The 26,599-nt window shown below is 71.4% G+C and carries 17 protein-coding genes and 2 pseudogenes; 10 read left to right on the top strand and 9 right to left on the bottom strand.

The features are described from left to right. Positions 1-6 precede the first annotated feature (6 nt). The gene (locus tag QF034_RS13695; RefSeq protein ID WP_307175213.1) at positions 7-3,303 is read right to left on the bottom strand and encodes a S8 family serine peptidase; all 3,297 of its coding nucleotides are present in this window, start codon (positions 3,301-3,303) and stop codon (positions 7-9) included. Between the two features lie 219 nt (positions 3,304-3,522). Between QF034_RS13695 and QF034_RS13690 the strand changes: the two genes are divergently transcribed. Next, positions 3,523-3,990, top strand: a complete 468-nt coding sequence (locus QF034_RS13690; RefSeq protein WP_307175212.1) for an NUDIX hydrolase — start codon at positions 3,523-3,525, stop codon at positions 3,988-3,990. 231 nt (positions 3,991-4,221) lie between these two features. Continuing rightward, positions 4,222-5,991 (top strand): TIGR03767 family metallophosphoesterase, encoded by a 1,770-nt coding sequence (locus QF034_RS13685; RefSeq protein ID WP_307175211.1) that lies wholly within the window; start codon positions 4,222-4,224, stop codon positions 5,989-5,991. Here QF034_RS13685 and QF034_RS13680 read toward each other — a convergent pair. Further along, a pseudogene (locus tag QF034_RS13680) lies at positions 5,988-7,225 on the bottom strand (RNA-guided endonuclease InsQ/TnpB family protein). The gene QF034_RS13685 and the pseudogene QF034_RS13680 sit on opposite strands and share 4 nt — an antisense overlap. Positions 7,226-7,475: 250 nt before the next feature. On the opposite strand from QF034_RS13680, the gene QF034_RS13675 reads away from it, so the two are divergent. The 7 genes and pseudogenes from QF034_RS13675 to QF034_RS13645 all read left to right on the top strand — a co-directional run bounded on the left by QF034_RS13675 (position 7,476) and on the right by QF034_RS13645 (position 17,669). Further along, a complete protein-coding gene (locus QF034_RS13675) occupies positions 7,476-8,615 on the top strand; it encodes a serine hydrolase domain-containing protein (protein WP_307175210.1) in 1,140 nt (379 codons plus the stop codon). A 179-nt stretch (positions 8,616-8,794) separates the two neighbouring features. Next, positions 8,795-11,291 (top strand): annotated as a pseudogene (locus tag QF034_RS13670) (Pls/PosA family non-ribosomal peptide synthetase). Continuing rightward, complete coding sequence (locus tag QF034_RS13665; protein WP_307175209.1) at positions 11,291-13,753, top strand: non-ribosomal peptide synthetase; 2,463 nt, start codon at positions 11,291-11,293, stop codon at positions 13,751-13,753. The pseudogene QF034_RS13670 and the gene QF034_RS13665 overlap by 1 nt, the downstream one beginning before the upstream one ends. Positions 13,754-13,783: 30 nt before the next feature. After that, positions 13,784-14,809, top strand: coding sequence for a TauD/TfdA family dioxygenase (locus QF034_RS13660; RefSeq protein ID WP_307175208.1), 1,026 nt, complete (start codon positions 13,784-13,786; stop codon positions 14,807-14,809). Then, a complete protein-coding gene (gene sbnB, locus QF034_RS13655) occupies positions 14,806-15,873 on the top strand; it encodes a 2,3-diaminopropionate biosynthesis protein SbnB (protein WP_307175207.1) in 1,068 nt (355 codons plus the stop codon). The genes QF034_RS13660 and sbnB overlap by 4 nt, the downstream gene beginning before the upstream one ends. 45 nt (positions 15,874-15,918) lie before the next feature. Further along, positions 15,919-16,932: a 2,3-diaminopropionate biosynthesis protein SbnA gene (sbnA, locus tag QF034_RS13650; protein WP_307175206.1), complete on the top strand. Its 1,014-nt coding sequence runs from the start codon at positions 15,919-15,921 to the stop codon at positions 16,930-16,932. A gap of 128 nt (positions 16,933-17,060) precedes the next feature. Continuing rightward, on the top strand, positions 17,061-17,669 hold the full coding sequence (locus tag QF034_RS13645) for a 4'-phosphopantetheinyl transferase family protein (RefSeq protein WP_307175205.1): 609 nt from the start codon (positions 17,061-17,063) through the stop codon (positions 17,667-17,669). Positions 17,670-17,672: 3 nt separating this feature from the next. Here the strand turns inward: QF034_RS13645 and QF034_RS13640 are convergent, their stop codons facing one another. The 4 genes from QF034_RS13640 to pepN all read right to left on the bottom strand — a co-directional run bounded on the left by QF034_RS13640 (position 17,673) and on the right by pepN (position 23,096). Continuing rightward, positions 17,673-18,413, bottom strand: coding sequence for an anti-sigma factor (locus QF034_RS13640; protein ID WP_307175204.1), 741 nt, complete (start codon positions 18,411-18,413; stop codon positions 17,673-17,675). Then, positions 18,410-19,021: an ECF RNA polymerase sigma factor SigK gene (sigK, locus tag QF034_RS13635; RefSeq protein ID WP_307175203.1), complete on the bottom strand. Its 612-nt coding sequence runs from the start codon at positions 19,019-19,021 to the stop codon at positions 18,410-18,412. Before sigK ends, QF034_RS13640 begins: the two co-directional genes overlap by 4 nt. 258 nt (positions 19,022-19,279) lie before the next feature. Then, a complete protein-coding gene (locus QF034_RS13630; protein WP_307175202.1) occupies positions 19,280-20,320 on the bottom strand; it encodes a hypothetical protein in 1,041 nt (346 codons plus the stop codon). 196 nt (positions 20,321-20,516) lie between these two features. Further along, positions 20,517-23,096, bottom strand: coding sequence for an aminopeptidase N (gene pepN / locus QF034_RS13625; RefSeq protein ID WP_307175201.1), 2,580 nt, complete (start codon positions 23,094-23,096; stop codon positions 20,517-20,519). A gap of 136 nt (positions 23,097-23,232) precedes the next feature. On the opposite strand from pepN, the gene QF034_RS13620 reads away from it, so the two are divergent. Then, on the top strand, positions 23,233-23,868 hold the full coding sequence (locus tag QF034_RS13620) for a mycothiol-dependent nitroreductase Rv2466c family protein (protein WP_307175200.1): 636 nt from the start codon (positions 23,233-23,235) through the stop codon (positions 23,866-23,868). A 9-nt stretch (positions 23,869-23,877) separates the two neighbouring features. Here QF034_RS13620 and QF034_RS13615 read toward each other — a convergent pair whose 3' ends face one another. The 3 genes from QF034_RS13615 to QF034_RS13605 are packed head-to-tail and all read right to left on the bottom strand — an operon-like array spanning position 23,878 to position 26,593. Next, positions 23,878-24,099 carry a hypothetical protein gene (locus QF034_RS13615; RefSeq protein WP_086562740.1) on the bottom strand — a complete coding sequence of 74 codons (222 nt, stop codon included), beginning with the start codon at positions 24,097-24,099 and terminating at the stop codon, positions 23,878-23,880. Beyond that, positions 24,099-25,142 (bottom strand): glycerophosphodiester phosphodiesterase family protein, encoded by a 1,044-nt coding sequence (locus tag QF034_RS13610; protein WP_307175199.1) that lies wholly within the window; start codon positions 25,140-25,142, stop codon positions 24,099-24,101. The genes QF034_RS13615 and QF034_RS13610 overlap by 1 nt, the downstream gene beginning before the upstream one ends. Before the next feature lie 26 nt (positions 25,143-25,168). After that, positions 25,169-26,593 (bottom strand): FGGY-family carbohydrate kinase, encoded by a 1,425-nt coding sequence (locus tag QF034_RS13605; RefSeq protein ID WP_307175198.1) that lies wholly within the window; start codon positions 26,591-26,593, stop codon positions 25,169-25,171. Positions 26,594-26,599 lie beyond the last annotated feature (6 nt).

The raw sequence follows: 26,599 nt of genomic DNA, 5'->3' as shown, positions 1-26,599 counted from the left end.
CAACCGCTACGGCACGACCTTCTCGATCTTCACGCTGCCCACGCCCGCGGCCGTCCCGCGCGCGTTGACCAGCTGGACCTCGCCGAAGAACTCACGCCCCTCGGGCGCGGCCGCCGCGGCGGTGACGCTGCCCGAGACCGTCGCCGAGTCACCCGTGCCGAGCTTCACCGGCGCCGACCCGTCGACGGTGACGCTGCCGAGGGAGGGGGCGAAGAACACGTCCTGGTAGTCGTACTCGGTCGTGCCGGCCGGCACCGAGTAGCCGACGACCTGGACGGTGTACTTACCGGCGGCCGGCGAGGGCACGGAGACCGACTCCTCCGAGTCGCCGTCGGCGGAGCTGCCGACCTGCTTGCCGGCGGCGTCGTAGACCGCGAGGTCCAGGTCCGCGGCGGCGTCCGAGACGCGGCCGATGGCGACGTCCAGGGACTTCGCGCCCGCGGGCACCTCGACCGTGGTGCTCTGCGTCTCGCCCTGCTTGATCGACGGCCGGGTCGTCTTCGACGAGCCGAGCGGACCGCCCACCAGCTTGCCGTCGATCGCGGCGAAGCCGTTCGTCACCTTCCAGGAGGCGGCGGCCGGGGTGCCGACCTTCGCCTCGGGCACGGTCACGGTCTCCGGCTCGAACGCCACGCCGAGCACGGCGACATCCAGCTTGTACGGGTTGTCGAGCAGCGGCGACGTACGGCGCGACTCGACCTCGATCTCCCACACGCCGGGCTGCGGGTCCGCGTAGGAACGCAGGTCCGGGCGGCAGGTGTTGGCCGGGTTCGAGTAGTTCGGGTAGCAGTTGACCGTCGACGTCGGGTCGGACGGGACGCCGTACGGGTGGATGGCGATGAACCGGGTCTGGCTCTTGTCCTTCAGCCCGCCCAGCGCGACCTCCAGCGTCTTCGCGCCCTCGGGCACGGTGACGTAGTAGTGCCGCGAGCTGTTGCGCTGCACCGAGTCCGACGCGGAGAACGTGTACTTCAGCGGCGCCGAGACCACGACCGTGTTGAGGAGCTGCTTGTCGATGCCCTCGGTCTTCGGGTCGTCGACCTCCAGGATCGCGCTCTTGAGCCCCGCGGACTTCGGCGCGGCCTGGACCTTGACGGTGACCGGCTTGTTCAGCGGCAGCTTCACCTCGTCGGAGCCGACGATCCGGAACGTGCCGCCCGCGTTGTTCTCGAAGTGCAGCTCGTGCCGGACCGCCTTGTCGGCGCCGGACGTACGGGTGATGGTGATCTCGTACGTCTTCTTCTGGCCGGCCTTCAGGCCGCCCTCACGGTCGTACAGGCCCGTGCCGTAGCCCGGGGTCTTCAGGAGCTGGTCGATCGCGGTGTCGACCGGCGCCTTCACGGTGTAGCCGTGCGAGGTGGCGCCGTCGCGGATCGAGTCCCAGGCGTCCTCGATGTTCATCAGACCCGCGCCCTCCTCGTACGCCTGCACACCCTTGATGTGGTCGGCGGTCGAGGTGAGGGCCGTGCGCAGGGTCGCCGGGGTGAGCTCGATCTTCTTCTGCTTCGCGGCGGACAGCAGCAGCGCGGCGGCACCGGCGGCCTGCGGGGAGGCCATCGAGGTGCCCTGGAGCATGGCGTAGCCGGCCGGCAGGGAGTAGCCCGCCTCGGCGACCGGGGCGCCCGGCATCCAGGTCTGGATGGTGTTGATCGCGGCACCCGGGGCGACCAGGGTCGGGGTGAAACCGCCGTCCTCACGCGGGCCGCGCGAGGAGAACGGCATCAGCGCGTACTTCTTCTCCACGACCGAGCCGTAGTTGGCGGCCCAGGTCTCCTTGGAGACGGACGCGCCGACCGAGATCACCTTGTCGGCCAGGGCCGGGTCGCCGATGGTGTTGGCGCCGGGGCCGGAGTTGCCCGCGGAGATCACCAGCTGCACGCCGTAGGTGTCGATGAGGCGCGTGTACAGCTCCGCGCGCGCGTTGTTGCCGTCGTTCAGCGCGGGCAGGCCGCCGATGGACATGTTGACGATGTCGACGCCGCGCTTGGTGACGAGGTCGATCATGCCCTCGGTGAGCGCGACGTTGGTGCAGCCGCCGGACCAGGTGCAGGCGCGCGAGGAGACCAGCTTGGCCCCCGGGGCGGCGCCGTCCATCTTGCCGCCGAACAGGCCGTTCGCGGCGGTGATGCCGGCGACGTGCGTGCCGTGCTCGGACTCGACGACGCCGATGTTGACGAAGTCGGCCTTCGCGCCGGCGCCGTTGTAGACGACGTCCTTGCGGATCTCGACGACGAACGGCTGCCGCTCGGCGATGTCCGTCTTCGGGTCGTCGGTGCCGAAGTACCCGATCTGGAAGCCGTCCTTGTACGGCTTCATCGCGGTGTCGTCGGCGAAGTCGAAGTTGTTGTTCAGGTCGACGCGGACCGTGCCGGCGGCCGGGTCGTACAGCACGCCCCAGGAGTCCGTGGTGTCGCCGTCGCGGTTGGCGTCCCCCGCGGCGTCACCGCCGGTGGTGTACGCCTCCTTGAAGGTGCTCACCCGGTACGAGCCCGAAGGCGCCTTCCAGGTCCTGCCGTCGTGCGTGAACGTGGGGCCCGCGACCGGAGTGTCCATCCGGCGCCACGTGTTGTCGTTGTCGACGACCGGGTCCGTCGCCGTCACCCAGTCGACGATCTTCCGCTCGCCGGTGGTGGTCTTCTGCAGCGCCGGGTGACCCAGGTCGACGCCGGAGTCCAGGATGCCGATGGTGATGCCGCGGCCGTCCGCCTTCGGGTGGTCCTCGACGAAGTCGACCGCGCCCGTCTCGAAGGACGGGTTGTACGGGTTCTCCGCGGGGGTCTTCTTCCCCGGCGCCGGGTACGTCCCCGCGGCTGCCTTGGCGCCCTTGGCGGTGTCCGCGGCCGGCGTCGGGTCGTCCAGCGGGATCTCCTCGCGCAGGTCGATGCCGTGCACCGAGGAGAGCTTGGCGGCGGCGGCGATGGCCGAGTCCGCCCGGGACGTCGGGACGGTGGCGCGGACGTAGCCCAGCTTGTCGTCGGCCCGGCCCACCGAGCCGCCCTTGACCGCGTCCAGCTGCCCGGCGACCTGCTCGGTCTGCCCGGGCGCGGTGGCGATCATCATCGTGACGGTCTTGTCGCCGTCGGCCTTGGCCTCGGCGAGCAGGTCCGCGTCCCCCGAACCGAGCTTGTCATGCGCCGACTTGACGTCGGCGTCGGCCGGGGCGGACGCGCCGGGCTCGTCGGCGGCGAAGGCCAGGGGGACCGGCCCGGCCGCGGAGAGTGCGGCGACGAGGCCGGCGGCCACGGCGATGCGCGCCACACGTCTGCGGGCCGATATCGGGTCACGCTGGGGGGTGTTGGTCATCGGCATCCCTTGGAGGTAAAGGAACGAGCGGGAGCGACCGGAACCGATCGGCCCTGGTCGCGACCGTCCGGTTCACTGGCCCGGACGATCGCACAGCTTTACGCAAGGTGATGTTCTTTGGGGAGGGTTGACCGAATCGAAATGGATGTATGGGGAAAACCCGCGATGCGTTTTGCGGGCATGAGTCCCGAAGGCGGCGAAATCGGTTAACGTCCCGGAGTGCGACAGAAGTTGAGGGTGGCGGCCTACGCCATATGCGTCCGTGACGGACAGATCCTGCTCGCCCGCTCCCCGGCCCCCGACGGCACCCCAGAGTGGGTCGTGCCCGGCGGCGGCATGGAGCACGGCGAGGACCCCTACGACACCGTGCGGCGGGAGGTCGAGGAGGAGACCGGGTACCACATCGAGGTCACCGCACTGCTCGGCGTGGACTCCTCCCACCGCGTCTTCCGCGAGGGCTTCGGACGCGCCGTCGACCATCACGGCGTCCGGTTGGTCTACGAGGGCCGCGTCATCGGCGGCGAACTCCGCAACGAGGTGGGCGGCTCCACCGACCTCGCCGCCTGGCAGGACCTGGACGCGGTGCCCGGGCTGGTCCGGGTGCGGATGGTCGACATCGCGCTGCGCCTGTGGCGGGAACGGCCTCCCACCGGACGGCTCGCCGACGTCCTGGAGGACGCCGAATAGGTTCAGTACCCCGGAAGATGAACACCGCGTGACCGGCTCCCGGCCGTTCCCGGAGCGGCCGACGGCGCGCAGGGTAGTCCAAGATCCACGTACGGTGATCGGCGCTGCGCGTTGCCGCCCCGTTTACGCGCAGGTCATTCCCGGTGCCAACGATCCAGTACGAGCGGGATGTTCGCGTGCCGAGCATCCCGCGACCACTGCCGACGCGTTCGCACTCGGGGAGAGAAGCGCATGTCGCGCACACGCTCAGTCGCCGGCTCCGGCCAGGGCATCCACCGTCGTTCCGTCCTCGCCGCCACCGGAGCGGTCGCCCTGTCCGCGGGTGTCGGCTACGCCCTGCGGCCCAGCGACAGCCAGGCCGCCACCGCCACGGAGACCACCGAGGCCGTCGCCGCCTCCTCGCGCCGGGCCCCGGCCGCACCCCTGGCCCCCTACACCAAGGGCACGACCCTGGCGTCCGTGGCCACCCCGCGCGGCTCCGGCTACCGTCGCCTGGGCGACGGCCCCGGCTGGCAGCGGGTCGTGCGCTCGGACCTGGCCGCGCCCAAGTCCGGCCGCGCCGGGCGCCGTACCGCGCTCGCCGCGTTCGTGCAGCTCACCGACCTGCACATCATCGACGCCCAGCATCCGCTGCGCCTGGAGTACCTGCGCTCGGCCGACGTGCACGCCTGGCGGCCGCACGAGGCGCTGACCGTGCAGGGCGCGATCGCGCTCGTGGAGCGGATCAACGCGCTGCGCGGCGCCCCCGTCACCGGCGCCCCGCTGCACTTCGCCATGACCACCGGCGACAACACGGACAACAACGCCAAGTCCGAGCTGGAGTGGTTCCTGAAGGTCATGAGCGGCGGGCGCATCACACCCAACTCGGGGGATCCGCGCCGGTACGAGGGCGTCCAGAACAGCGGCCTCACGCAGTACTGGCAGCCGGACGCGGCGATCCGCGACTCCGACAAGCAGGCCGGCTTCCCGCACCTCGACGGCTTCCTGACGGCAGCCATCCGCGAGGTCCGCAGCCCGGGCCTCAACCTGCCCTGGTACTCCACCGTCGGAAACCACGACTCCCTGCCGATGGGCTGCTACGCCTCGCACGGCGACTCCTACCTCACCGAACTCGCCGTCGGCGGCAAGAAACTGATGGACGTGCCGGCGGCCGAGGCGCAGCGGCTGCAGACCCTCATCAAGAAGGCCGGAGACCCCAAGGGCGTCCGCTACGAGGACTTCCTGAAGTCCCGCTCCAGGGCCATGCGTTCGGTCACCCCGGACGAGAGCCGCGCCCCCTTCACCCCCACCGAGTACCTCCAGGCGCACCTGGACCCGGCCTACCGCGGCATCGGCCCGGCCGGCCACGGCTACTCCTCCGCCAACCTCGACGCGGGCACCCAGTACTACGCCTTCCGCATCTCCGACGACGTCATCGGCATCAGCCTGGACACCACCGACGCGGGCGGCCACTACGAGGGCTCGCTCGGCACGGCCCAGCTGAAGTGGCTCGACCGGACCCTGCGGGAGAACAAGGACTCCCACGCGGTGATCTTCAGCCATCACACCAGCAAGACGATGACCAACACCCGCATCGACCCGGCCCGCCCCCAGGAGCGCCGGCACACCGGCGAGGAGGTCCTCGCCCTCCTCGGCGGCCACCGCAACGTGCTCGCCTGGGTGAACGGCCACATCCACAAAAACGTCATCACCCCGCACTCGCTGTCCGGCGGCGGGTCCTTCTGGGAGATCTCCACGGCCTCCCACGTCGACTACCCCCAGCTCGCCCGGGTCATCGAGCTGACCGACAACAAGGACGGCACGATCTCCCTGTTCACCACGCTGGTGGAGTCCTCGGCCCCGCACCGCACGGACTTCTCCGACCTCTCCCAGACCGGCCTCGCCGCCCTCTACCGCGAGCTGTCCCTCAACGCCCCCGGCGCGAGCACGACCCTCGGCGGCGACCCGGAGGACCGCAACACCGAGCTGGTGCTGAAGAAGGGGTCAACTACCCGTCGTTAAAGCGACGGGCTTGCACAACGGGCGCCACTGGCTGTGGTGCTGCGTTTGCGTCCTGCCCCTCCGGCTGGCTTCGAGGGTGGGGCTGCGGCCGTTGACTGGGCCCCGCGTCGCCACAACTCCCACGCGCGGGCGCGGAGGTTGCGGGAGCTGTTCCGGTCCGCATGATCAACGAGTCCGCAGGACCGGCACGCGAACCAGGCCTGGGAGACCCGGTTCGCTCTGTCGATGTGGCCGCACTCGGCGCAGGTACGGGAGGTGTACGCCGGATCGACATGCATCACCGGCACCCCGGCCTTGCGGGCCTTGTACGCGATGAACTGCCCCAGCTGGGCGAAGGACCAGCTGGAGTGGGCGGCCCGTTGGGGCTTCCTCAGCCGTACCCGCTCGCGGATGCCCGTGAGGTCTTCAAGGGCGATTCCACGACCGGTGCGTTCAGCCTCGGCCACCACATGTTTCGCGATCTTGTGGTTGATGTCTCTGGCCCGCCGTGCTTCCTTACGGCGGCGCTTCTTCAGCCGCCGCCTCGCGGACGGGGTGTTCTTCTTCTGGAGCTTGGTGCGCAGCCTGCGCTCGCGGATCCGGATCCGGTTGAGCTCACGCCCGGCCATGATCTCGCCGCCCGAGGTGGTGGCGATGTTTACGATGCCCAGGTCGATGCCGAGGAAGTCAACCGGTTCGGTGTTCGGCTCGGCCTCGGGGATTTCGCAGGTGGCGTTCAGGAACCACATGCCGTCCCGGTGCACGAGATCGGACTCGCCCCTGCGGTACAGCGTGAGGGTGGCCAGCTGCTCGACAGATGCCGTGAAAGCCACGTTCTTCATCCGCCCGCCGATGGTCCAGACCGACACCGTCCGCCCGGCGATCTGCCACGAGAGCATCCGGTCGTCGTAGGGCTGAGCACCAAGGGGACGGAAGGCAACGGGCTTTTGCGTGGCGCGGCAGTAGCGTGCTGAGCCAGGACGACCCAGACGGCCGCCCTCAGGTTCGCCTTCAGCGTGGCGTACGCGTCGCAGGTCTTCTTGATCGTGTGCTGGGCCGCCTGAGCGCCGAGGTTCCAACGGGACTTGACCTGCTCGTAGGTGAGCTTGCGCAGGGCGAAGTTCTTGAACTCCCCGCGTTCGAAGGCGACCTGGCTCACCCAGGTGGCGGCCTCGTTGCAGGCGCGCAGGGTCGCCTCCAGAGCCGCCGCCTGGACGGGCGTCGGCAGCAGCCTGACCTGCACCACCAGCTTCACGATCAGCGATCGTAGACACCCGCACGACGCCCCACCACACGTTCTCCACTGCTCACCCCATCGAGTGACCCGTGCACTCTGTCCTGACGCGCCGTGAGCCCGAAGATGCGATTCCTCCCGGGGCTGAAGCCCCGGGGTTTCTCGCAAGAACAGGCTGAATCCCGCTCAACCCGCCCGGGCCGGTCAACTCCTGCCCGCCGACTCGTGGTCTCACCCCCTGACACCGCTCGACGTGACGGGGGCAGGGAACATGAACAGACGCGTAGGCACGATCCTGATGGCGGCGACGGCCGTGGCACTGTCGGCGGCCCTGGCGGGCCCCGCGGTCGCGGCCCCGCCCACTGACGACCACGACGCGACCCGGCAGGCGATGCGGGCCGCGGTCGCCGACGGCGTCCCGGGCGTGACCGCGAGAGTGCAGCAGGGGCACGGCACCTGGGCGGCCACGGCCGGAGTGGGCAACCTCAAGACGGGCAAGCCGCGTTCGGCGAACGACCACTACCGCGTGGCCAGCATCACGAAGACGTTCGTCGCCACCGTCGTCCTGCAACTGGAGGCGGAGGGACGGCTGTCGCTGGACGACACGGTGGACAAGTGGCTGCCGGGTGTGGTCCGGGGCAACGGACACGACGGCCGTGAGGTCACCCTCCGCCAGCTCCTGAACCACACCAGCGGCATCTTCGACTACCTGGCGGACCCCGGTTTCCAGCGGACGTACATGACCGCGGACGGCTTTATGAAGCACCGGTTCGACGAGACGGACCCGGAGGAGCTGCTCGCCTTCGCCCTGGCCAACGAGCCGTACTTCGCGCCGGGCAGTTCGTTCAAGTACTCCAACACGAACTACCTCCTGGCCGCGCGGGTGATCGAGAAGGCCACGGGCAACGACGACTACGGTGACGAGATCGACCGGCGCATCATCGCCCCGCTGCACCTGACCTCCACGTCCGTCCCCACCACCCGCGTCACCCTGCCCCGGCCCAGCAGCCGCGCCTACTCCAAGCTGGTCCGGACGGACACCGGCCCGACGTACGACGTCACGGAACTGAACGCGCGTCTGGCCTACGGCTCGGGCCAGATGGTCTCCAGCTCGGCCGACCTGAACCGCTTCTACTCGGCGCTGCTCCGCGGCAGGCTGCTCCCGCCCGAGCAGCTGAAGGAGATGAAGACCACGGTTCCCTCCAGCCGGACCAACCGCTACGGCCTGGGGCTCGTCGACCGCGAGCTCGACTGCGGCGTCCACGTCTGGGGCCATGACGGCGGCATCTTCGGTTCGAACTCGGACGCCGTGACGACGGAGGACGGCCGGCACTCCCTGGCCGTCAACTTCAACGGCGACTGGTCGGGCAGTACCGACGCGGTCATCGAGGCGGAGTTCTGCGGCACGTAGGACGGTGCCGTCCGTCCGCCTGGTGAGAGGCCCGCTCAGCATGTGAGAAGGACAGCTGGACCTTCCATCCCTCGGCTGCCTGGCTACGAATCCCTAGCGAGGAAGGGCACGCGACAGTCGCAGCCGAGGGGGTCCTCCTCATGAAGGGACAGCAACTCCAGGAAGCGGCCAGGGCCGTCATGGAGGGAGCCCGGCCCTGCGAAGCGCCGCCACATCCCGCGGTATCCGCCGCGGCGGAGCGGCTCGCCGCGCTGCTGGCGGATGTCGCCCATCTGGACGAGGTGCCGCTCGACAGCAACTTCTTCGATGATCTCGGCGCCGACTCCCTGGTGATGGCGCACTTCTGCGCGCGGGTGAGGAACCGGCCGGACCTGCCACCGGTGTCGATGCGCGACGTCTACCGGCATCCGACCGCCCGCAGCCTCGCGGTCGCACTGCTCGACAGCACCCCGCCGCCACCCGAATCCGAGATGCCCGCCCCGCCGGACCTGCCCAGGGGACAGGCCGAGGCCCCGGCACCGGCGCCGCCGACGGGCCGCCCCCACCGCGTGCTCTGTGGGGCACTCCAGCTTCTGGCCTTTCTCGGCTACGCGTTCCTCGTCGCCGCCGTCACCGCCCAGGGCTACGAATGGATCTCCGCGTCTACGCACCCGCTCGACGCCTACCTGCGGAGCGTCGTGTTCGGCGCCGCGCTGCTCCTCGTGCTGTGTGTCCTGCCCGTGATCGCCAAGTGGCTGCTGTTCGGCCGGTTCACACCACGCCGGTTTCGCGTCTGGAGCCTCACCTACTTCCGGTTCTGGCTGGTCAAGACACTGATCCGGTCGAGCCCGCTGATCCTGTTCGCCGGGTCGCCGCTCTACCCTCTCTTCCTGCGGGCCCTGGGCGCGCGGATCGGCAGAGGAGTGACGATTCTTTCGCGCTCCGCCCCCGTCTGCACCGATCTGCTGACCGTCGGTGACGGCACGCTCGTCCGCAAGGACGCGCTGATGAGCTGCTACAACGCGGCCGGCGGGGTGATCCAGACAGGGCCGGTCACCCTCGGCCGGGGCGCGGTCGTCGGTGAGGTGACCGTGCTGGACATCGGGACCCGGCTCGGCGACGCATCCCGGCTCGGGCACGCGTCCTCCCTGCACACCGGCCAGGCGGTCCCCGACGGCGAACACTGGCAGGGCTCTCCGGCCCAGCCCGCGGACCACGACTTCCAGGAGGTGGAGCCCGCCCGGTGCGGCACCGCACGGCGAGCGGTCCACGGCACCCTGCTGGTGCTCACGGTGCTGCTGGTGTACGTGCCGCTGGCGGTGGGCTGCCTGGACGTGCTGCTCTCCCGGGTGCTGGAGGGATCCGCGGTGGTGAAGGGCGGGGCCACGGTGCTCCTCGCCGACCTGCTGGTGGTCACGGCCGTGGTCTTCTTCGGCGGTGTGATCGCCGCCCTGGTGGTCCTGGCCACCGTCCCACGGCTGCTGGGCGCCCTCGTCCGGCCCGGCCGGACCTACCCGCTCTTCGGTTTCCACCACTCCGTGCACCGGACGATCGTCCTGATGACGAACAGGAAATTCCTGACGCGCCTGTTCGGCGACAGCTCCTGCATCGTGCACTACCTGCGCTGGATCGGCTATCGCCTGACTCCCGTGGAGCAGACCGGCTCGAACTTCGGCACAGCGGTCAAGCACGAGAGCCCCTACCTGAGCAGGGTCGGCACCGGGACCATGGTCGCGGACGGACTGTCCCTGATGAACGCCGAGTACTCCAGCACATCCTTCCGGTTGTCGCCGACCGCGATCGGGGCGCACAACTTCGTCGGCAACCGGGTCGCCTACCCCGCCGGCGGCCGGACCGGCGACAACTGCCTCCTCGCCACCAAGGTGGCGGTCCCCGTCAGCGGACCGATCCGGCACGACGTGGGACTTCTCGGCTCCCCCTGCTTCGAGATCCCGCGGTCGGTGGCGCGGGACAGCACCTTCGACGAGCTCACGGACGGGACCGGCCTGCGCCGGCGCCTCGCGGCCAAGAACCGGCACAACGCCGTCACCATGACATGCCATCTGCTCACGGGATGGCTGTTCTTCTTCTGCGTCACCCTGCTCTTCGCGTTCGCCGCGAGCCGGTACCCCGCGTGGGGCACCGTGGCCCTCGCACTCGCCAACGCCGCCCTGCTGCCGTTCACCTTCCTGTACTACGTCCCTCCTCGAGCGGGCCGTCATCGCCGCGCACCCACCGGAGCCGTTGTTCTGCTCGATCTACGACCGCCGCTTCTGGCGCCGTGAGCGGTACTGGAAGGTCCCGTCCGAGACCTATCTGCACCTCCTCGACGGCACCCCGTTCAAGACCGTCGTATGGCGCCTGCTGGGCGTCCGGATCGGGGCGCGGGTCTTCGACGACGGCTGCCACATGACGGAGCGCCCCATGGTCACCATCGGGGACGACTGCACCCTCAACTCGGGCAGTGTCCTGCAGTGCCACTCCCAGGAGGACGGCACGTTCAAGTCGGACCGCAGCGCGCTCGGCGCCGGCTGCACCGTCGGCGTCGGAGCGCTCGTGCACTACGGAGTGACGGTCGGTGACGGTGCCGTGCTTGCGGCGGACTCCTTCCTCATGAAGGGCGAGACGGTTCCCGGGAACGCCCGCTGGGCGGGGAATCCGGCCCGTCCCCTCGACGAAAGCGGAGGTGTGCGGTGATGGCAGCGACAGCGACCGACGCCCGCGTCCCCGGAAGCGACAGCAGGGCCGAGGGCGGCTTCACGGCCCTGCCCCGATGGGCGAAGGAGCCGGTGCCCGGCACCGGGGAGCACGTCAGGAGCGTCCCCCACGACCTGACGGCGGCCCTGCGCGGGCGGGCCCGTGAACTCGGCGTGCCGCTCACCGCGATCCTCCTCGCGGCACACGCGAAGGTGCTCGCCCTGCTCTCCGGCGATCCGGACGTGCGCAGCGGCTGTCTGCTCCCCGGCCGGACCGGGCCGCTGCCCTTCGAGCTGACGGTCGGGCCCGGCACCTGGCGCCGGCTGGTACGGGAAGCCCGGCGGGCCGAGGCGGCGGTGCCGTCGCCCGGGACCGGCTCACCGTCCGCGGCCGGAGCCGAAGCGGTGTTCGCCCCGGCCGGGCAGGAGGTCACCGTCCCGGCGGACGGCAGCCTGCTCCTCGGCGTCTCGGCGGGCGAGGAGGGCGGCCGGCTCGTACTGCGCCTGCGTCACCGGACGGACCTGCTGGACGCGGACTGTGCCGCGCGGATCGGGGGATACCACCTCGCCGCACTGGAGGCGATCGCCGCCGATCCCGACGCCCCCCATGACCGGCGCAGCCTGCTGTCCGCGGACGAGGTCCGGTTCCAGCTCGACGGGCTGGCGGGGCCGCACCGTGCGCTGCCGGACCTCCGGCCCCACGAGCTGTTCGAGGAGCGGGTGCGCAAGGCTCCGGACGCCGTCGCCGTGGTCCACCAGGGCCGCAGCCGGACGTACGCGGACCTCAACACCCGGGCCAACCGGCTGGCCCGCGCCCTGCTGGCCGAGGGGCTCGGACCCGAGGACACGGTCGCCGTGGTGACCGAGCGCGACCTCCACTGGGCGGCCGCCGTCCTCGGTGTCCTCAAGGCAGGCGGCGTGTACCTGCCCGTCGACCCGCGTCACCCGCCCGGCCGTATCGCCGCGATGCTCACCCGGGCCGGCTGCTTGTACGTCCTCACCGAACCGGACAGCACCGGGCAGCTGGACCGGGCGCTCGCATCGCTCCCCGGGACCCGGCGGCTGCTCGTCCCGGACGTCACCGACCGGGCCACCGACGGCACGGACCTCGGCCTGGACATACCGGCGGACCGGCTCGCGTACGTCTTCTTCACCTCCGGCTCCACCGGGGAGCCGAAGGGCGCCATGTGCGAGCACGCCGGCCTGCTGAACCACCTGTTCGCCAAGATCGACGATCTGGGTATCGGCGAGGGCACCGTGGTGGCGCAGACGGCCTCGCAGTGCTTCGACATCTCGCTGTGGCAGTTGCTCGCGGGGCTGCTGACGGGCGGACGGACCCTGCTGGTCGAGCAGGACGCCATCCTCGACGCGGACCGGTTCCTGGACACGATCACCGAGGGCCGCGTCAACGTCCTGCAACTGGTGCCGTCCTACCTCGACGTCATCCTGTCCGCCCTGGAACGCCGCCCCCGGGATCTGCCGGAACTGCGGTGCGTGTCCGTCACCGGTGAGGCCCTGCGGGGGGAGCTGGTCCAGCGGTGGTTTGCCACCGGTCCCGCCGTACGACTGGTCAACGCCTACGGACTGACCGAGACGTCCGACGACACCAACCACGAGGTGATGGACCGGGCGCCCGGCACCGACCGGATCCCGCTCGGCCGGCCCATCGCCAACGTGTACCAGTACGTCGTCGACGACAACCTGCTCCCGGTTCCGCTCGGGGCGCCCGGCGCCATCGTCTTCTCCGGGGTGTGCGTCGGTCGCGGCTACGTCAACGACGCCGAACGCACCAGTCTCGCCTACCTGCCCGACCCTCACCGCCCCGGCCGACGGCTCTACCGCGCGGGAGACTTCGGCCGCTGGCGGCCCGACGGGAAACTGGAGTTCCTCGGCCGCCGGGACGCACAGGTGAAGATCCGGGGCTTCCGGGTCGAGATCGGCGAGGTCGAGAACGCGCTGCTGCGCGTGCCCGGTGTCACGGACTGCGCGGTCGTGGTCACCGGCGCGGAGGGGCACGGCCGCCAGCTGGCAGCCTTCTGCACGAGCGCGGGTGCGGTGACCGCCGAGGACCTGCGGGAACGGCTCGCGGACCTGCTCCCCGCGTACATGATCCCGGCGTCCTTCCACCAGCTCGACCGCCTGCCGCTCACAGCCAACGGCAAGACCGACCGCAAGGCGCTCGCGGCGCTCGCCGAGGATCTCGGTCCGGCCCGGGAGGCCCAGGGCGCCCCGCGGACGCCGGCCGAACGGCGGCTCGCGGCGCAATGGGAGGCGGAACTCGGCCTGCCGCCCGGACGGATCCGCCGGGACGACAACTTCTTCGACCTGGGCGGCACCTCCCTGTCGGCGGTACGGCTCGCGGTCTCGCTGGGCCGGGCGATCTCCCCGCGCGACCTCGCCGACCGCCCCGTACTGGCCGACCTGGCCCAGTTGATCGACAGCCGGACCGGCGGAGAACCGTGACGGACACGCGGAGTACGAGAGGAGATCCCCATGCTGTCGGCACTCTTCCGCAAGAACAGGGCCACCACGGCACCGCCTCCGGACGGCCTTCCGGTACTCGATGCCGCAGACACCCAGGACACCCAGGACGCCACGGACGCGGCGGCCTGGGCGGCCGGCCGGCGGAACGCGCTGCGTGAACTCGTCGCCGAGCGGGGAGCGCTCGTCGTCCGGGGCCTCGGCCTGCGCACCCCGGCCGACGTCGAGTCGGTCCTGCGCCAGGTGGCCGAGCGCCCCGTGGCCGAACGCGAGGCGTTCGCCGCCCGCGACCGCCACGCGGACGGCGTCTACTCGTCCTCGGCGTGGCCGCCCAACCAGCCCATGTGCATGCACCACGAACTCAGCTACGCCTTCGAGTGTCCCGGCCTGCTGATGTTCGCGTGTCTGGAGCCGCCCGTCGAAGGCGGTGCCACCGCGGTGGCCGACGCCACCGAGGTGCTGCACGCGCTGCCCGCCGAACTCGTCGACCGTTTTGCCCGGGAGGGCTGGCTGCTCGACAGGGCCTACAACGAGGGGATCGGCGCGACGCTCGGTCAGTCCTTCGGCACCGACGACCGCGGCGCGGTCGAGGCCTACTGCCGTGCCCACGCGATCGACTGGTCCTGGCAGCCGGACGGTTCGCTGCGGACGCGCCAGCACCGGCCCGCCGTCGTGCGGCACCCGGTCTCCGGCCGGCACTGCTGGTTCAACCAGATCGCGTTCCTGAACGAGTGGACGATGGCACCCGAGGTCAGGGAGTTCCTGATCGAGGAGTACGGACCGGACGGGCTGCCCTTCAACACCCGCTACGGCAACGGCGATCCGGTGCCCCCGGACGTCGTCGAGCAGATCAACAAGACGTACGAAGCCCACACCGCACGCCGGCCCTGGCAGCGCGGGGACCTGATGCTCGTGGACAACATCCGCACCGCGCACAGCCGGGAGGCGTACCGGGGGCCTCGGGACATCGTGGTGGCGATGGCCGACCCCGTGCGCCCCGGCCTTCCGGAACCGCGGACGGGGAGGGAAGCGGCATGACCACCCTGCACACCGCATCGCAGACAGCCCGGACGGACACCCCGGCCGTGCCGTCCTTCGCCGTCGTCCCCGGAAACCAGGTCAAGGAAGTGCTCCAGGGCCGGGAGAAGACCGTGGTGGAGGTCGTCGAGGCGACGTACCGCCTGCACGGCGCCGGCCGCACGGTCAACCCGCCGTCCTCCTTCCTGCGCTTCCCCGACCGGCCGACGTCACGGATCATCGCCCTGCCCGCCTCGCTCGGCGGCGAGGGCCGGGTGGACGGACTGAAGTGGATCTCCAGCTTCCCCGCCAACGTCGCCTCGGGCATCCCCCGGGCGTCAGCCGTCCTCATCCTCAACGACCCCACCACCGGCTACCCGTTCGCCTGCATGGAGAGCTCGATCATCAGCGCCGCCAGGACCGCGGCGTCCGCCGCGTCGGCCGCCGACCGGCTCAGCAGGGGACGGCCCCGCCCCACCCGCCTGGGGTTCGTCGGGGCGGGTCTGATCGCCCGTTACATCCACACGTACCTGGAGGGCACCGGATGGTCCTTCGACGCCATCGGTGTGCATGATCTGTCCCCCGACAGCGCTGCCGGCTTCCGCACCTACCTGGAGCAGTCCGGGGCCGTCGGACGCGTCACCGTGCACCGCAGCGCCGAGGAGCTGATCCGGCTCAGCGATCTGATCGTCTTCGCCACGGTCGCCGACCGGCCGCACATCACCGAGCCGTCGTGGTTCCGGCACAACCCGGTGGTGCTGCACGTGTCACTGCGCGACCTCGCGCCGCAGGTGCTGCTCAGCGCGACCAACGTCGTCGACGACATCGACCACTGCCTCAGGGCCGCCACCTCGCCGCACCTCACCGAACGCCTCACCGGCAACCGCGACTTCCTGCTCGGCACGCTCGACGACGTGATGGCCGGCCGCGTGACGGTCCCGCCCGACCGTCCGGCGGTCTTCTCGCCGTTCGGCCTGGGCGTGCTGGACCTCGCGGTCGGCTCCTACGTCTACGACGAAGTGGCCCGCTCCGGAGGACTGCAGGTCATCGACCACTTCTTTCACGAACTGAGCCGACACGGCTGAGGACGGCACCCCGTCCACCGTCCGGCTCCGGACGAGGAGAACATCGTGCCAGTCATATCCGTACCCCAAGCCTTCAACGAGGAGGACCTGTACGTCGACCTCGAGCCGATCACGGGACACCGGCTCTTCCTCAAGTGCGAGGGCTTCAACTTCGCCGGTTCCATCAAGCTGAAGGCCGCGACCGAGATGGTGGAGTCCGCCGAGCGGAGCGGGACCCTCAGGCGGGACTCGATCCTGATCGAGTCCTCCTCCGGCAATCTGGGCGTCGCGTTGAGCATGATCGCTGCGAGCAAGGGCTACCGCTTCGTCTGCGTGACGGACTCCCGGTGCAACCTGGCCACCCGGCTGATGATGGAGGCTTTGGGAAGCCAGGTCCACGTCGTCTCCGACGAGCACGCCACGGGCGGTCTCCTGGGCGCGCGGCTGGCGCACCTGCGCGATCTGTGCGCCGCGGACGACCGTTATGTGTGGCTGAGTCAGTACACCAACCCCGACAACTGGAGGGCGCACTACTTCAGGACGGCCCCGGCCATCGCCCGCTGGTTCCCGCACCTGGACGTCCTGTTCATCGGTGTCGGCACGACCGGCACGCTGATGGGCTGCGCACGCTGGTTCCGCTCCTGGCACCGGCCGGTGCGGATCGTCGCGGTGGACAGTGTCGGCTCCGCCATCTTCGGCGACCCGCCCGGACGGCGGATGATTCCCGGACTGGGCATGAGCCTCCGGCCTCCCCTGCTCGACGAGAGTTACGTCGACGAGGCGGTCCGCGTCGAGGAGGCCGATGCGATCCGTACCTGTCAGAACCTGGCGAGGCGGGGATTTCTGTTCGGCGGTTCGACCGGCACGGTCGTCAGCGGAGCGACGAGCTGGCTCGCCCGGCATGGATCGCCGGGCCTCACGCCCGTCGCGATCGCCCCGGACCTCGGTGAGCGCTACCTCGACACGATCTATCAGAGCAACTGGGTGCAAACCCTGTACGGCGGCGACGCGCTCGCCCCGCCGGTGTCGTACGCCGGCGGAATCGAAGACACCCGCGCCGTGCGGGCCACCTCCGACTGAAGGCGGACGTTGCCGTGTGCCTCCTCCCCGCGAGACCGGTCCCGCGTCCCGAACGGCTCACGCCCGCCGCCTGGACCCGGCTTCCGGAGCCGCCCCGCCCCGGTCGGCCCCGGCTGTGGCTGGCCCGGGTGGAGGAGCTCCGCGGCGCCGTGGCCCCGCTCGCGGACGTGGTGCTGGACAGCGGGGAAAGGGCGCGGGCCGCGGCATTTCACCGGGCGGCGGACAGGGACGGCTACCGGGTCGCCCACGTGTGCCTGCGCATGCTCCTCGGTGCCCACCTCGGCCTCGAGCCGTCGGAGGTACCGCTGGTGCGGCGGCCCTGCCCCGGGTGCCAGGCCCCGCACGGCCGCCCCGACGTGCCCGGCGTGCCCTTGTGCTTCTCCGTCTCCCGTACCGCAGGGCTCTGCCTTCTCGCCTTCGCGGACACAGCGGTCGGCGCGGACATCGAGCGGCTGCCCGCCTCCGACGTCGTCTCCGCCCTCACGGCGACGCTGCATCCCCGGGAGGCCGCCGAACTCGCCGCGTGTCCGCCCGACCGGCGCCCGGCCGCCTTCGCCCGTGTGTGGACGCGCAAGGAGGCGTATCTGAAAGGGCTCGGCATCGGACTGGGACGCGACCTCCGCCGCGACCATCTCGGCGCTTCCGCGCGCGGGCCCAGCCGGGTGCCGGGCTGGGCGATCGACGACGTGGCGGTGGGGAGGGGGTGTGCGGCCGCCGTGGCGGTGGCCGAGCAGTGATCGTCAACGGGGGACGGAGATGAAGCCTATGGGGTCGGTGGTGGGCTGGGTGGAGCCGCCGGCCGGTTCCACGGTGATACACACGGCAGTGGCCCCTTCGAGGCGCCCGTCCAGGACATAGGCCTCATGTCCGCCCGCGGAGGAGAGCAGTCCGGCCGGCCGGTACCGTCCCGATTCGGCGTACCAGAGTGCGTAGACCCGGTCGCCGGTGAGCTGCGGCAGTCCGGAGGCGATGAGCGCGGACCGGCCCCGCGTCCGGGAGGCGACCACGCTCGCGGTCCCGCCGCCCGTGAGCTCCTTGCTGCTGATCGTGGCGTCGGGGGAAGTGAGGACATCGGCGAGTTGCCGGTACTCGGCGCGCTCCTGCGCGGACTGCTCGCGGGCGGTGTCGGCCTCGGAGCTCTGCCACCAGGCGACGCCTCCGAGGGCCACGGCCGCCGCCACGGCTGCCGCCAGCGCCGACTTCGGAGGCCACCGGTGGTGTCGGCGCCGGGACCCGCCTGTGACGGACCGGCCCTGACGTACGGTGACGATCTGGTCGAGCACGCGGCGGCGCAGGTCCGCGGAGGGTGTGCTCGTCTCGGCCGCCCCCAGCCGAACGGCCGCACCCGACAGCTGATCGACTTCCCGACGGCACGGGCCGCACACGGTCAGGTGCTTCTCGAAGACGGTCTCCTCACCGGCCGGCAGCGCGTGCAGCACGTACGCTCCGACTGCGAGGTGGGGGTCGTCGGTGAGGTTCACGATGCGGCCTCCATGCAGTCGTGCAGGCGCCGCAGCCCCTGGCGCATCCGCGACTTGATGGTTCCCGCCGGCGTCGAGAGCGCCTCGGCGACCTCCGCGTACGTCAACCCCTGGTAGTAGGCCAGCACCAGCGGCAGCCTCAGCTCGCGGGCCAGCTGGGCCAGGCAGCGGAAGACCGCGCGCTGCTCCTCCCGCACCTCGACCTCTTCGGCGACGGTGTCGAAGGACCGTTCCTGCTCCATGACCGCGGCGCGCAGCTCGCGGACGCGGCCCGCGGTGACGGACCGTACCCGGTCCACCGCGCGGCGGTGCGCGAGGGTGAGCACCCAGTTCCGGGCGGCTCCGCGCGCCGGCTGGAACCGGTCGGCGGTCCGCCACACCTCCACCATCACGTCCTGGGTCACCTCCTCCGCCTGGGCCTTGTCCCCCACCACACGGCAGGCCAGTCCCAGCACCGTGTGCGCCAGGGCGTCGTACAGCTCGGCGAAGGCCTGCTCGTCACCGTCGGCGGCGCGGACGAGCAACTGGTCCAGCCCGGCGTCGTCCGCCGGCCCTCCTCGTCGCCCTTGCGTGTCACCCTCCCTCCGATCTCCGGCTCCTCGGTCCATCACGCCTCCTCGCCTCAGCTCGACACTGGCCCTCTTCCGCGAGCGGCGCATCCGGTCCGAAGCCGTCCGTCTGACAGATTCACCTGCCTGCCGCAGCGAACGGCGGTCCTCGCGCCGGGCGGGGCGTTTCCCCTCACCTTTTGTTCGAAGCTGCCGCCGCGACAGATCATGATCAGTCGCCGCCGGAGTGCGGGGAGGGGCCGCCGGCGACTCCGGCGTCCCCTCCTCTCCCCTCCTGGTCCTGCCCCCGGCCCGTCACTACCGGGGCAGCACCGCGACATACGCGGCCGGTTCTCGGTCGGCCGAGGCCATCAGGGCCGTGCGGACCACCGTCGCCTGCTGTTCCGGACTGTCGCGGAGCTTCCTGGGCGTGATGTGGACGACCGTGATGCCGAGGCGCTCCAGGTGCTCCCGCTTGCGGGCGTGCTCGGACCACGGGGCGTCGTCGTCCTGCCGGGGCGCCCGTGTGTCCAGCTCCACCGCCACCGCGTGGTCCGGCCAGTACGCGTCCAGGCCGCCGAGGTAGGGGCCGCCGGGCAGACGCAGGTCCACGTTCCAGGCCGGGTCGGGCAGGCCGTACTCGCGCACCATCCGGTACAGGCGGTCCTCCGCGATCGCCCGGCTCTCGGCCAGCAGGGACTCCACCGCGTCCACCACGTGCGGGCGGCTCAGCAGCTGCGCCTGGTTCAGCTCCCGCACCACCGCCGCCGGCTCGCAGTGGGCGCCGCGCACCGCCTCCGTCATCAGCCGGCGCACGATGCCGGCGTCCGTCAGGTCGGCCACCGCGTCGGCCAGCGCGCGGGCGACCGGGGCCACCGGCAGGCCCGCGACCTGCTCGGGGGCGGGCAGCGCGGCGCCGCGGACGATGCGCGCGCAGCCCGTCGAGCGCAGCCGGCGCAGCCGCGGGACCAGGACGTCGATCGCGTCCAGGGACAGCAGCGGGGGAGTGGAGGAGAAACCGTGCAGCGTCAGGGCGGCCAGGCCGGTGATCATCGCCTCCGGGTGGGCGGGGGCGTGGCCCCGGCCCGCGCCGGGCTGGGCGGGGACACCCGTGCCGCGCTCGCGCGCCGCGTACATCAGCACCGCGTGCAGCCGCTCCTCGCTGGTCGGCGGGCCCGGGTGGAGCAGGACGACGCCCGGGAGGAGCTGCTGCCAGGGTCCGCCGGGGCGGCACTGCTCGTTCGTCGCGGACGTCGTCACGCCGTGCGAGCGGAGCTGCGCAACCGTCATCACACGGAGCCGGCCGCGGCCGGACAGGTCGTGCAGGGGGCGCGGGGAGAGCGGGGTGTTGTGGGTCATGACCGGCAATTTCCCGTGCTCCGACCCGTCTTTAACCGCTGTTACAGGCCCGTCGACAAATACGGACAACACAGCCCTAAAGGACGGGTGTTCGGATGCCGAAAGCCCCTGGTCCGTTCGGGTGCGGACCAGGGGTTACGGCTCGCGGGGCACGCATCTCGTAACGATGGCGGAACGCCCCGATCTCAGGCCAAAGCTACTGGCCGGCGGCCTCGTCGCACTGCTGCGCGCGCAGCGCCCGCGCCAGGTCGTCCCGGGCCTCCAGCACCAGCCGGCGCAGGGCCGGGGCCGCCTCCCGGTGGGCCTCCAGCCACGCGTCCGTGGCGGCGAGGGTCTCCGGGGACTGCTGGAACGAGGGGAACATGCCCTGTACCACGTGCATCCCGATCTGGATGGACCGCTCGGCCCACACCCGCTCGATCGCCGCGAAGTACTTCTGCGCGTACGGCGCGAGCAACTCCCGCTGCGAACCCCGGGAGAAGCCCGCGATGGTCGCCTCGACCATGGCGTTGGACAGCGCGTCCGACTCCACGACCTGCGCCCACGCCTGCGCCTTGACCGCCGCCGACGGCCGGGCCGCCAGGCAGCGCACCTGGTGGCGCTTGCCGGAGGCCGTGTCGTCCCGGGCCAGCTCCTCGGCCAGCGCCTTCTCGTCCACCGCCCCGTGCGCGGCCAGCGGCTCCAGGAACACCCACCGCAGCTCCTGGTCCAGGTCGAGGCCCTCGACCGACGCCGTGCCCGCCAGCAGGTCACTCAGGAGCTCGAAGTCCGCATCGGCGGTGGCCGTCCGGGCGAAGAACCGCGCCCACGCCAGCTGGTGCTCGCTGCCCGGCCCGGCCGCGTACAGCTCGCGCCGCGCGCCCTCGGCGAGGAGGCGGGCGGTCGTCTCCCGCCGTGCGGGCGCCGCGTAGTGTGTGACCGCGGACTCGGCCCACGCGTGCAGCATCTGCACCACGCCGATCTCGGACTCGCCTCCCGCGAACCGCAGCACCAGGTCCACGAAGTCCCCCGCCGGGAGCAGCGCGTCCCGCGTCATGTTCCACAGCGCCGACCAGCACAGGGCACGCGCCAGCGGATCGGTCACCGACCCCAGGTGCTCGCGCAGCGTCGCCAGCGAGGTCTCGTCGAAACGGATCTTGCAGTACGTCAGGTCGTCGTCGTTGACCAGGACCAGGTCGGGCGCCTCGGCGCCGGACAGCTCCGCCACGACCGTCCGCGGGCCGTCGACGTCCACCTCGGCGCGCGCGTACCGCTCGACCGCCCCGTTGTCCGTCGCCCGGTACAGGCCCGCCGCCACCCGGTGCGGGCGCAGTTCCGGATGCGACTCGGCCGCCTCCTGCACCACCGCCAGCTCCTCGATCCGGCCCTGCGGATCGAGCAGCAGCTGCGGGGTCAGCGCGTTCACCCCGGCCGTCTGGAGCCAGGACCGCGCCCAGGCGCTCATGTCCCGGCCGCTGGTCTCCTCCAGCACCGACAGCAGGTCACCGAGGCGCGTGTTGCCGTACGCGTGCCGTTTGAAGTAGCGCCGGGCGCCCTCCAGGAACGCGTCCTGGCCCACGTACGCCACGAGCTGCTTCAGCACCGACGCGCCCTTGGCGTACGTGATGCCGTCGAAGTTCAGCTTGGCGTCCTGGAGGTCGCGGATGTCCGCCGTGATCGGGTGCGTGGAGGGCAGCTGGTCGGCCCGGTAGGCCCAGGACTTGCGGCGGTTGGCGAAGGTGATCCAGCCGTTGACGAAGCGGGTCGCGCCGACCAGTGAGAACGCGCCCATGAAGTCCGCGAACGACTCCTTCAGCCACAGGTCGTCCCACCACTCCATGGTGACCAGGTCGCCGAACCACATGTGCGCCATCTCGTGCAGGATGACGTTGGCCCGGCCCTCGTAGGACGCCTGCGTCACCTTGCCCCGGAAGATGAACTCCTCCCGGAAGGTGACCAGACCCGGGTTCTCCATCGCGCCCAGGTTGTACTCGGGCACGAACGCCTGGTCGTACTTCCCGAACGGGTACGGGTAGTCGAAGTGGTCGTGGAAGAAGTCCAGGCCCTGCTTGGTGACCAGGAAGACGTCCTCGGAGTCGAAGTGGGGCGCGAGGCCCTTGCGGCACAGGGCGCCGAGGGGGATCTCCAGCGTCGTGCCGTCCTCGAGCGTACGGGAGTACGTGTCGGTCACGTAGTGGTACGGGCCCGCCACCACACACGTGATGTACGTCGAGATCGGCTTGGTCTCGGCGAACCGCCACACCCCGTCGGCCCGTTCGCCCGCTCCGTTGCTCCACACCGTCCAGCCCTCCGGCGCCCGCACCTCGAAGCGGAACGGGGCCTTGAGGTCCGGCTGCTCGAAGTTCGCGAAGACGCGGCGGGAGTCGGCCGGCTCGTACTGCGTGTACAGGTACACCTCGCCGTCCTCGGGGTCGACGAAGCGGTGCAGCCCCTCGCCGGTGCGGGAGTAGGCGCACTGCGCGTCGACCACCAGCTCGTTGTCGGCGGCCAGGTCCTCCAGCGTGATCCGCGAGCCGTCGAAGACCTCGCCGGGGTCCAGATCCCGGCCGTTGAGTGAGACGGCCGTCACACTCGGCGCGATCAGATCGGCGAAGGTGCTCGTACCGGGCTCGTTGCAGCGGAACCGGACGGTCGTGACCGACCGGAACGTGCGGGGCCCGTCGGTGTCGTCCTCACCGACCGCGGACCGCAGGTCGAGGGACACCTCGTACCCGTCGACGCCGATCAGGGCGGCCCGCTCGCGGGCCTCGTCGCGGGACAGATTCTCACCGGGCACGGGCGGAACTCCTCAAGCGTCGTCGGATACGGCTGAACAGCCACGATCCTGCCACGTGCCCCTGACACGAGGCAGCCGGGAATGAGCGGGCGAGCGGAGACGTTCCCGGGGAAACGGTTTCCTCACGAGGAGAGACATGTCGGACAAGACCCCCGTCGACTTCTGGTTCGACCCGCTGTGCCCCTGGGCGTGGATGACCTCCCGCTGGGTGCTGGAGGTGGAGAAGGTCAGGGACATCGAGGTTCGCTGGCACGTCATGAGCCTCGCCGTGCTCAACGAGGACAAGCTGGACGAGCTGCCCGAGAGGTACCGCGAGCTGCTGGAGACGGGCTGGGGCCCTGTCCGGGTCGCCATAGCCGCACAGCAGGAGCACGGCGCCGAGGTGCTCGGCGACCTCTACACCGCGCTCGGCACCCGCATCCACAACCAGGGCGAGGGCCACGGCAAGGAGACCGTCGCCGCCGCCCTGAAGGACGTGGGCCTGCCCGAGTCCCTCATGGAGCACTGGGACGGCACCCGGTACGAGCCCGAGCTGCGCGCCTCCCACAAGGAGGGCATCGACAAGGTCGGCCAGGAGGTCGGCACCCCGGTCATCGCCGTGCCCGGCGCGGACGGCGAGCAGCTCGCCTTCTTCGGCCCGGTCGTCACCCCGGCCCCCAAGGGCGAGGAGGCCGCCCGCCTCTGGGACGGCACCCTCGCCGTGGCCTCCGTCCCCGGCTTCTACGAGATCAAGCGCACCCGCACCAAGGGCCCGGACTTCTCCAACCTCTAGGGCCCTGGGTCACACCGAGGCGTCGGCTCCCGGGTTCTGCAGTTCCTCCGGGAGCCGGCCCCCGCCGGCCTGATGGCCCCAGGGCTGATACCACCGGCAGCCCGGGGCGGTGCAGCGCCACAGGTCGGTGCGGTGCGTCCCGAGCGCCTTTCTCTCCTCGGGCTTGAGCGGTGTGAACACCTGCGTACCGCTGCCGCCACAGGTCGGGCAGTGCTTGTCCCTGAAGAACATCAGCCCCTCCTCGCCATCACCGCCAGGTCCGGGAAGTCGGTTACGACCGCATCGACCCCCATGCGGTAGTACAGCGCGTATTCGGCGAACGCGTCCCCGAAATCGTTCGGTCCGGTTCCCCGTCGCAAGTCCGCCGGCAGGAACTGGTTCTCCGCCCGGAAGGTGTACGGCCCCACGCGAAGGCGCGCCGCGTGGGCGTCCGCGAGGAGTGAGGTGCCGGCGACCGAGGACTTGTCCGGGCCTATCCAGTCCGCGTACCGCGCGATCCGGGCCAGGCCCGCCGGCGTCATCATGTCCCGGTAGGTCGTCGGATCACCGGACGAGGCCAGGTCGTACGGCCCGCCCGTCGTCCCCAGGGCCTGCCACAGCGGTACGCCCAGGCCCGTCATGCGCTGCAGGCTCGTCGGCTCGAAGGACTGCACGACGCACTCGCGCGGGCCGAGCCGGGCCCGCCGGATCGCGGCCGCCAGCTTCGGCTCCAGCGGCAGGCCGATGGACCGGAAGTACGTCGGGTGCTTCGTCTCCGGGAAGACCGCGATCGTCCGGCCGTGCGCCTTCGACAGCTTCCGCGCCAGAGCGACGACCTCCTGGAAGGTCATGACCTCCTCGCGCCCGTCGAAGACCGTGTTGCGGTTGCGGACCTGCGGAAGCCGCTCCACCGCCCGCAGCGTCTTCAGCTCGGCGAGGGTGAAGTCCTCCGTGAACCATCCGGTCACGGACCGGCCGTCGACCGTCTTCGTCGTGCGGCGGCCGGCGAACTCCGGCCGGTGGGCCACGTCGGTGGTCTGGGAGATCTCGTTCTCGTGCCGGACCACCAGCACATGGTCCTTCGTCGGCACCAGGTCCGGTTCGATCCAGTCGGCGCCCGTCTGCACGGCGTACGTGTACGAGGCGGCCGTGTGCTCGGGGCGCCAGCCGGCCGCGCCGCGGTGGCCGATGACCACCGGGCCCCTGCGGGGTTCGGCCGCCGCCGTGGCGGCTGTGGCGGCTGTGGCTGTTCCCGCGGCCGCCGCGAGCAGCAGAGATCTCCGTCCGAGCCGCATGCGACTCCCTTTCCCGGTAGGCGGATTCATGTACGGGCCCGGGCCCGCGCCTGCGCGAGCCGGACCAGATGCTCCTCGTAACCCTTGGTGTAGTACGCCGCCCGGGCCGGGTCCGGCTCGACGACCTCCGTCGGCCGGGTCCACGCCCGCGCGTCCAGGGGCACCCCGTACCGCTCGGCCGCCGCGAGGACCGCGCCCCGGGCGCCGACCTCGCCCTCGACGACCCGCAGCGGCCGGCCGAGCACATCGGCGAGCAGCCGCATCCAGGCGGGGCTGCGGGTGCCGCCGCCGCAGACGGCCAGATTCCCGTCGAGGCCCGCCGCCTCCAGGCAGTGCCGGGCGGCGTACCCGATGCCCTCGCAGGTGGCGCGGACCAGATCGCCCCGGGTCGACTCCAGGGAGACACCGGTGAGTTCGGCGCGCAGCCGGGGCTCGACGAAGGGGGCCCGTTCCCCGGAGGGTGCGAAGTACGGCAGCACGCGGACGCCGTTCGCGCCCGGCGGCGTCTGCGCCAGCAGGCCGTCCACCTCCTCGTGCCGCACGCCCGTCGTCGACAGCACCCAGTCCAGGGCCGCCGTGCCGACCATCGCGGGCATGGCGCGCAGCCAGTGCCCGGGCCGGTCCGTGGAGATGTACAGGCCCGCGGGCTCGCCGCTCAGGTCCAGCTCGGTCGTGGCGACCAGACTGGCCAGACAGGTGCCGACGATCAGCAGACCGTCCCCGGGGGCCGTGACCCCGGCGCCCAGCGCGCAGGCCGGCAGATCGTACGGCCCGTTCGCGATCCGCGTGCCCGACGGCAGGCCTTCGCCCCGCGCCTCGGCCGTCGCGACCGGGTCGCTGACCGGGGCGAGCAACCCGCGCCGGTGCGTGAGCCCCAGCAGCTCCACGACCAGGTTGTCGTACGTCCGGGTGCGCGGGTCCAGGAACGGCATCGAGGCGTCCGACACATCCGTCGCCGGGCCCGCCCCCGTCAGCCGCTGGAACACCATGTCCTTGCAGTACAGGGCGGCCTTCGCGGCATCCAGCGCCTTCGGTTCGTTGCTGTCCAGCCAGGCCAGCAGCGGCCCCGGGCAGCCCGGGAACATCGCGCTGCCGGTCCGCCGGAACACCGTCTCGAACGTACCGTCGGCCAGCCACCGGTCGACCAGTTCGTGCGCCCGCCCGTCCATCCAGGAGGCCGCCGCCCGCACCGGCCGCCCCTCCCCGTCGACCAGCCACACCCCGTCGCCCTGCCCGGTGAGCCCGGCGAGCTCGACCGGCCCCCGGACCCGCCCGGTGACCTCATCCAGCACGGCGACGACCGCCCCGTACACCTCGTCCATGTCCTGCTCGACGAACCCGCCGTGCAGGGTCAGGTCCACCGGGCGGGACGACACGGCCAGTTCCCGGCCCGTGTCGTCGAAGGCCGCCGCCTTGACCATGGACGTGCCCACATCGATACCGACGTACATGCGGCT

It is taken from the genome of Streptomyces africanus, assembly GCF_030816955.1.
In the GTDB taxonomy this organism is placed as follows: Bacteria; Actinomycetota; Actinomycetes; order Streptomycetales; family Streptomycetaceae; genus Streptomyces; species Streptomyces africanus.
This window is presented reverse-complemented; position numbering and strand designations above follow the sequence as displayed.

Coding starts and splice junctions, on each gene's coding strand:
- QF034_RS13605 (WP_307175198.1), bottom strand. CDS start 26,593: ATGTACGTCGGTATCGATGTGGGCACGTCCATGGTCAAGGCGGCGGCC.
- QF034_RS13685 (WP_307175211.1), top strand. CDS start 4,222: ATGTCGCGCACACGCTCAGTCGCCGGCTCCGGCCAGGGCATCCACCGT.
- QF034_RS13660 (WP_307175208.1), top strand. CDS start 13,784: ATGCTGTCGGCACTCTTCCGCAAGAACAGGGCCACCACGGCACCGCCT.
- QF034_RS13665 (WP_307175209.1), top strand. CDS start 11,291: ATGGCAGCGACAGCGACCGACGCCCGCGTCCCCGGAAGCGACAGCAGG.
- sigK (WP_307175203.1), bottom strand. CDS start 19,021: ATGGACCGAGGAGCCGGAGATCGGAGGGAGGGTGACACGCAAGGGCGA.
- QF034_RS13695 (WP_307175213.1), bottom strand. CDS start 3,303: ATGACCAACACCCCCCAGCGTGACCCGATATCGGCCCGCAGACGTGTG.
- QF034_RS13620 (WP_307175200.1), top strand. CDS start 23,233: ATGTCGGACAAGACCCCCGTCGACTTCTGGTTCGACCCGCTGTGCCCC.
- sbnB (WP_307175207.1), top strand. CDS start 14,806: ATGACCACCCTGCACACCGCATCGCAGACAGCCCGGACGGACACCCCG.
- QF034_RS13675 (WP_307175210.1), top strand. CDS start 7,476: ATGAACAGACGCGTAGGCACGATCCTGATGGCGGCGACGGCCGTGGCA.
- QF034_RS13610 (WP_307175199.1), bottom strand. CDS start 25,142: ATGCGGCTCGGACGGAGATCTCTGCTGCTCGCGGCGGCCGCGGGAACA.
- QF034_RS13630 (WP_307175202.1), bottom strand. CDS start 20,320: ATGACCCACAACACCCCGCTCTCCCCGCGCCCCCTGCACGACCTGTCC.
- QF034_RS13615 (WP_086562740.1), bottom strand. CDS start 24,099: ATGTTCTTCAGGGACAAGCACTGCCCGACCTGTGGCGGCAGCGGTACG.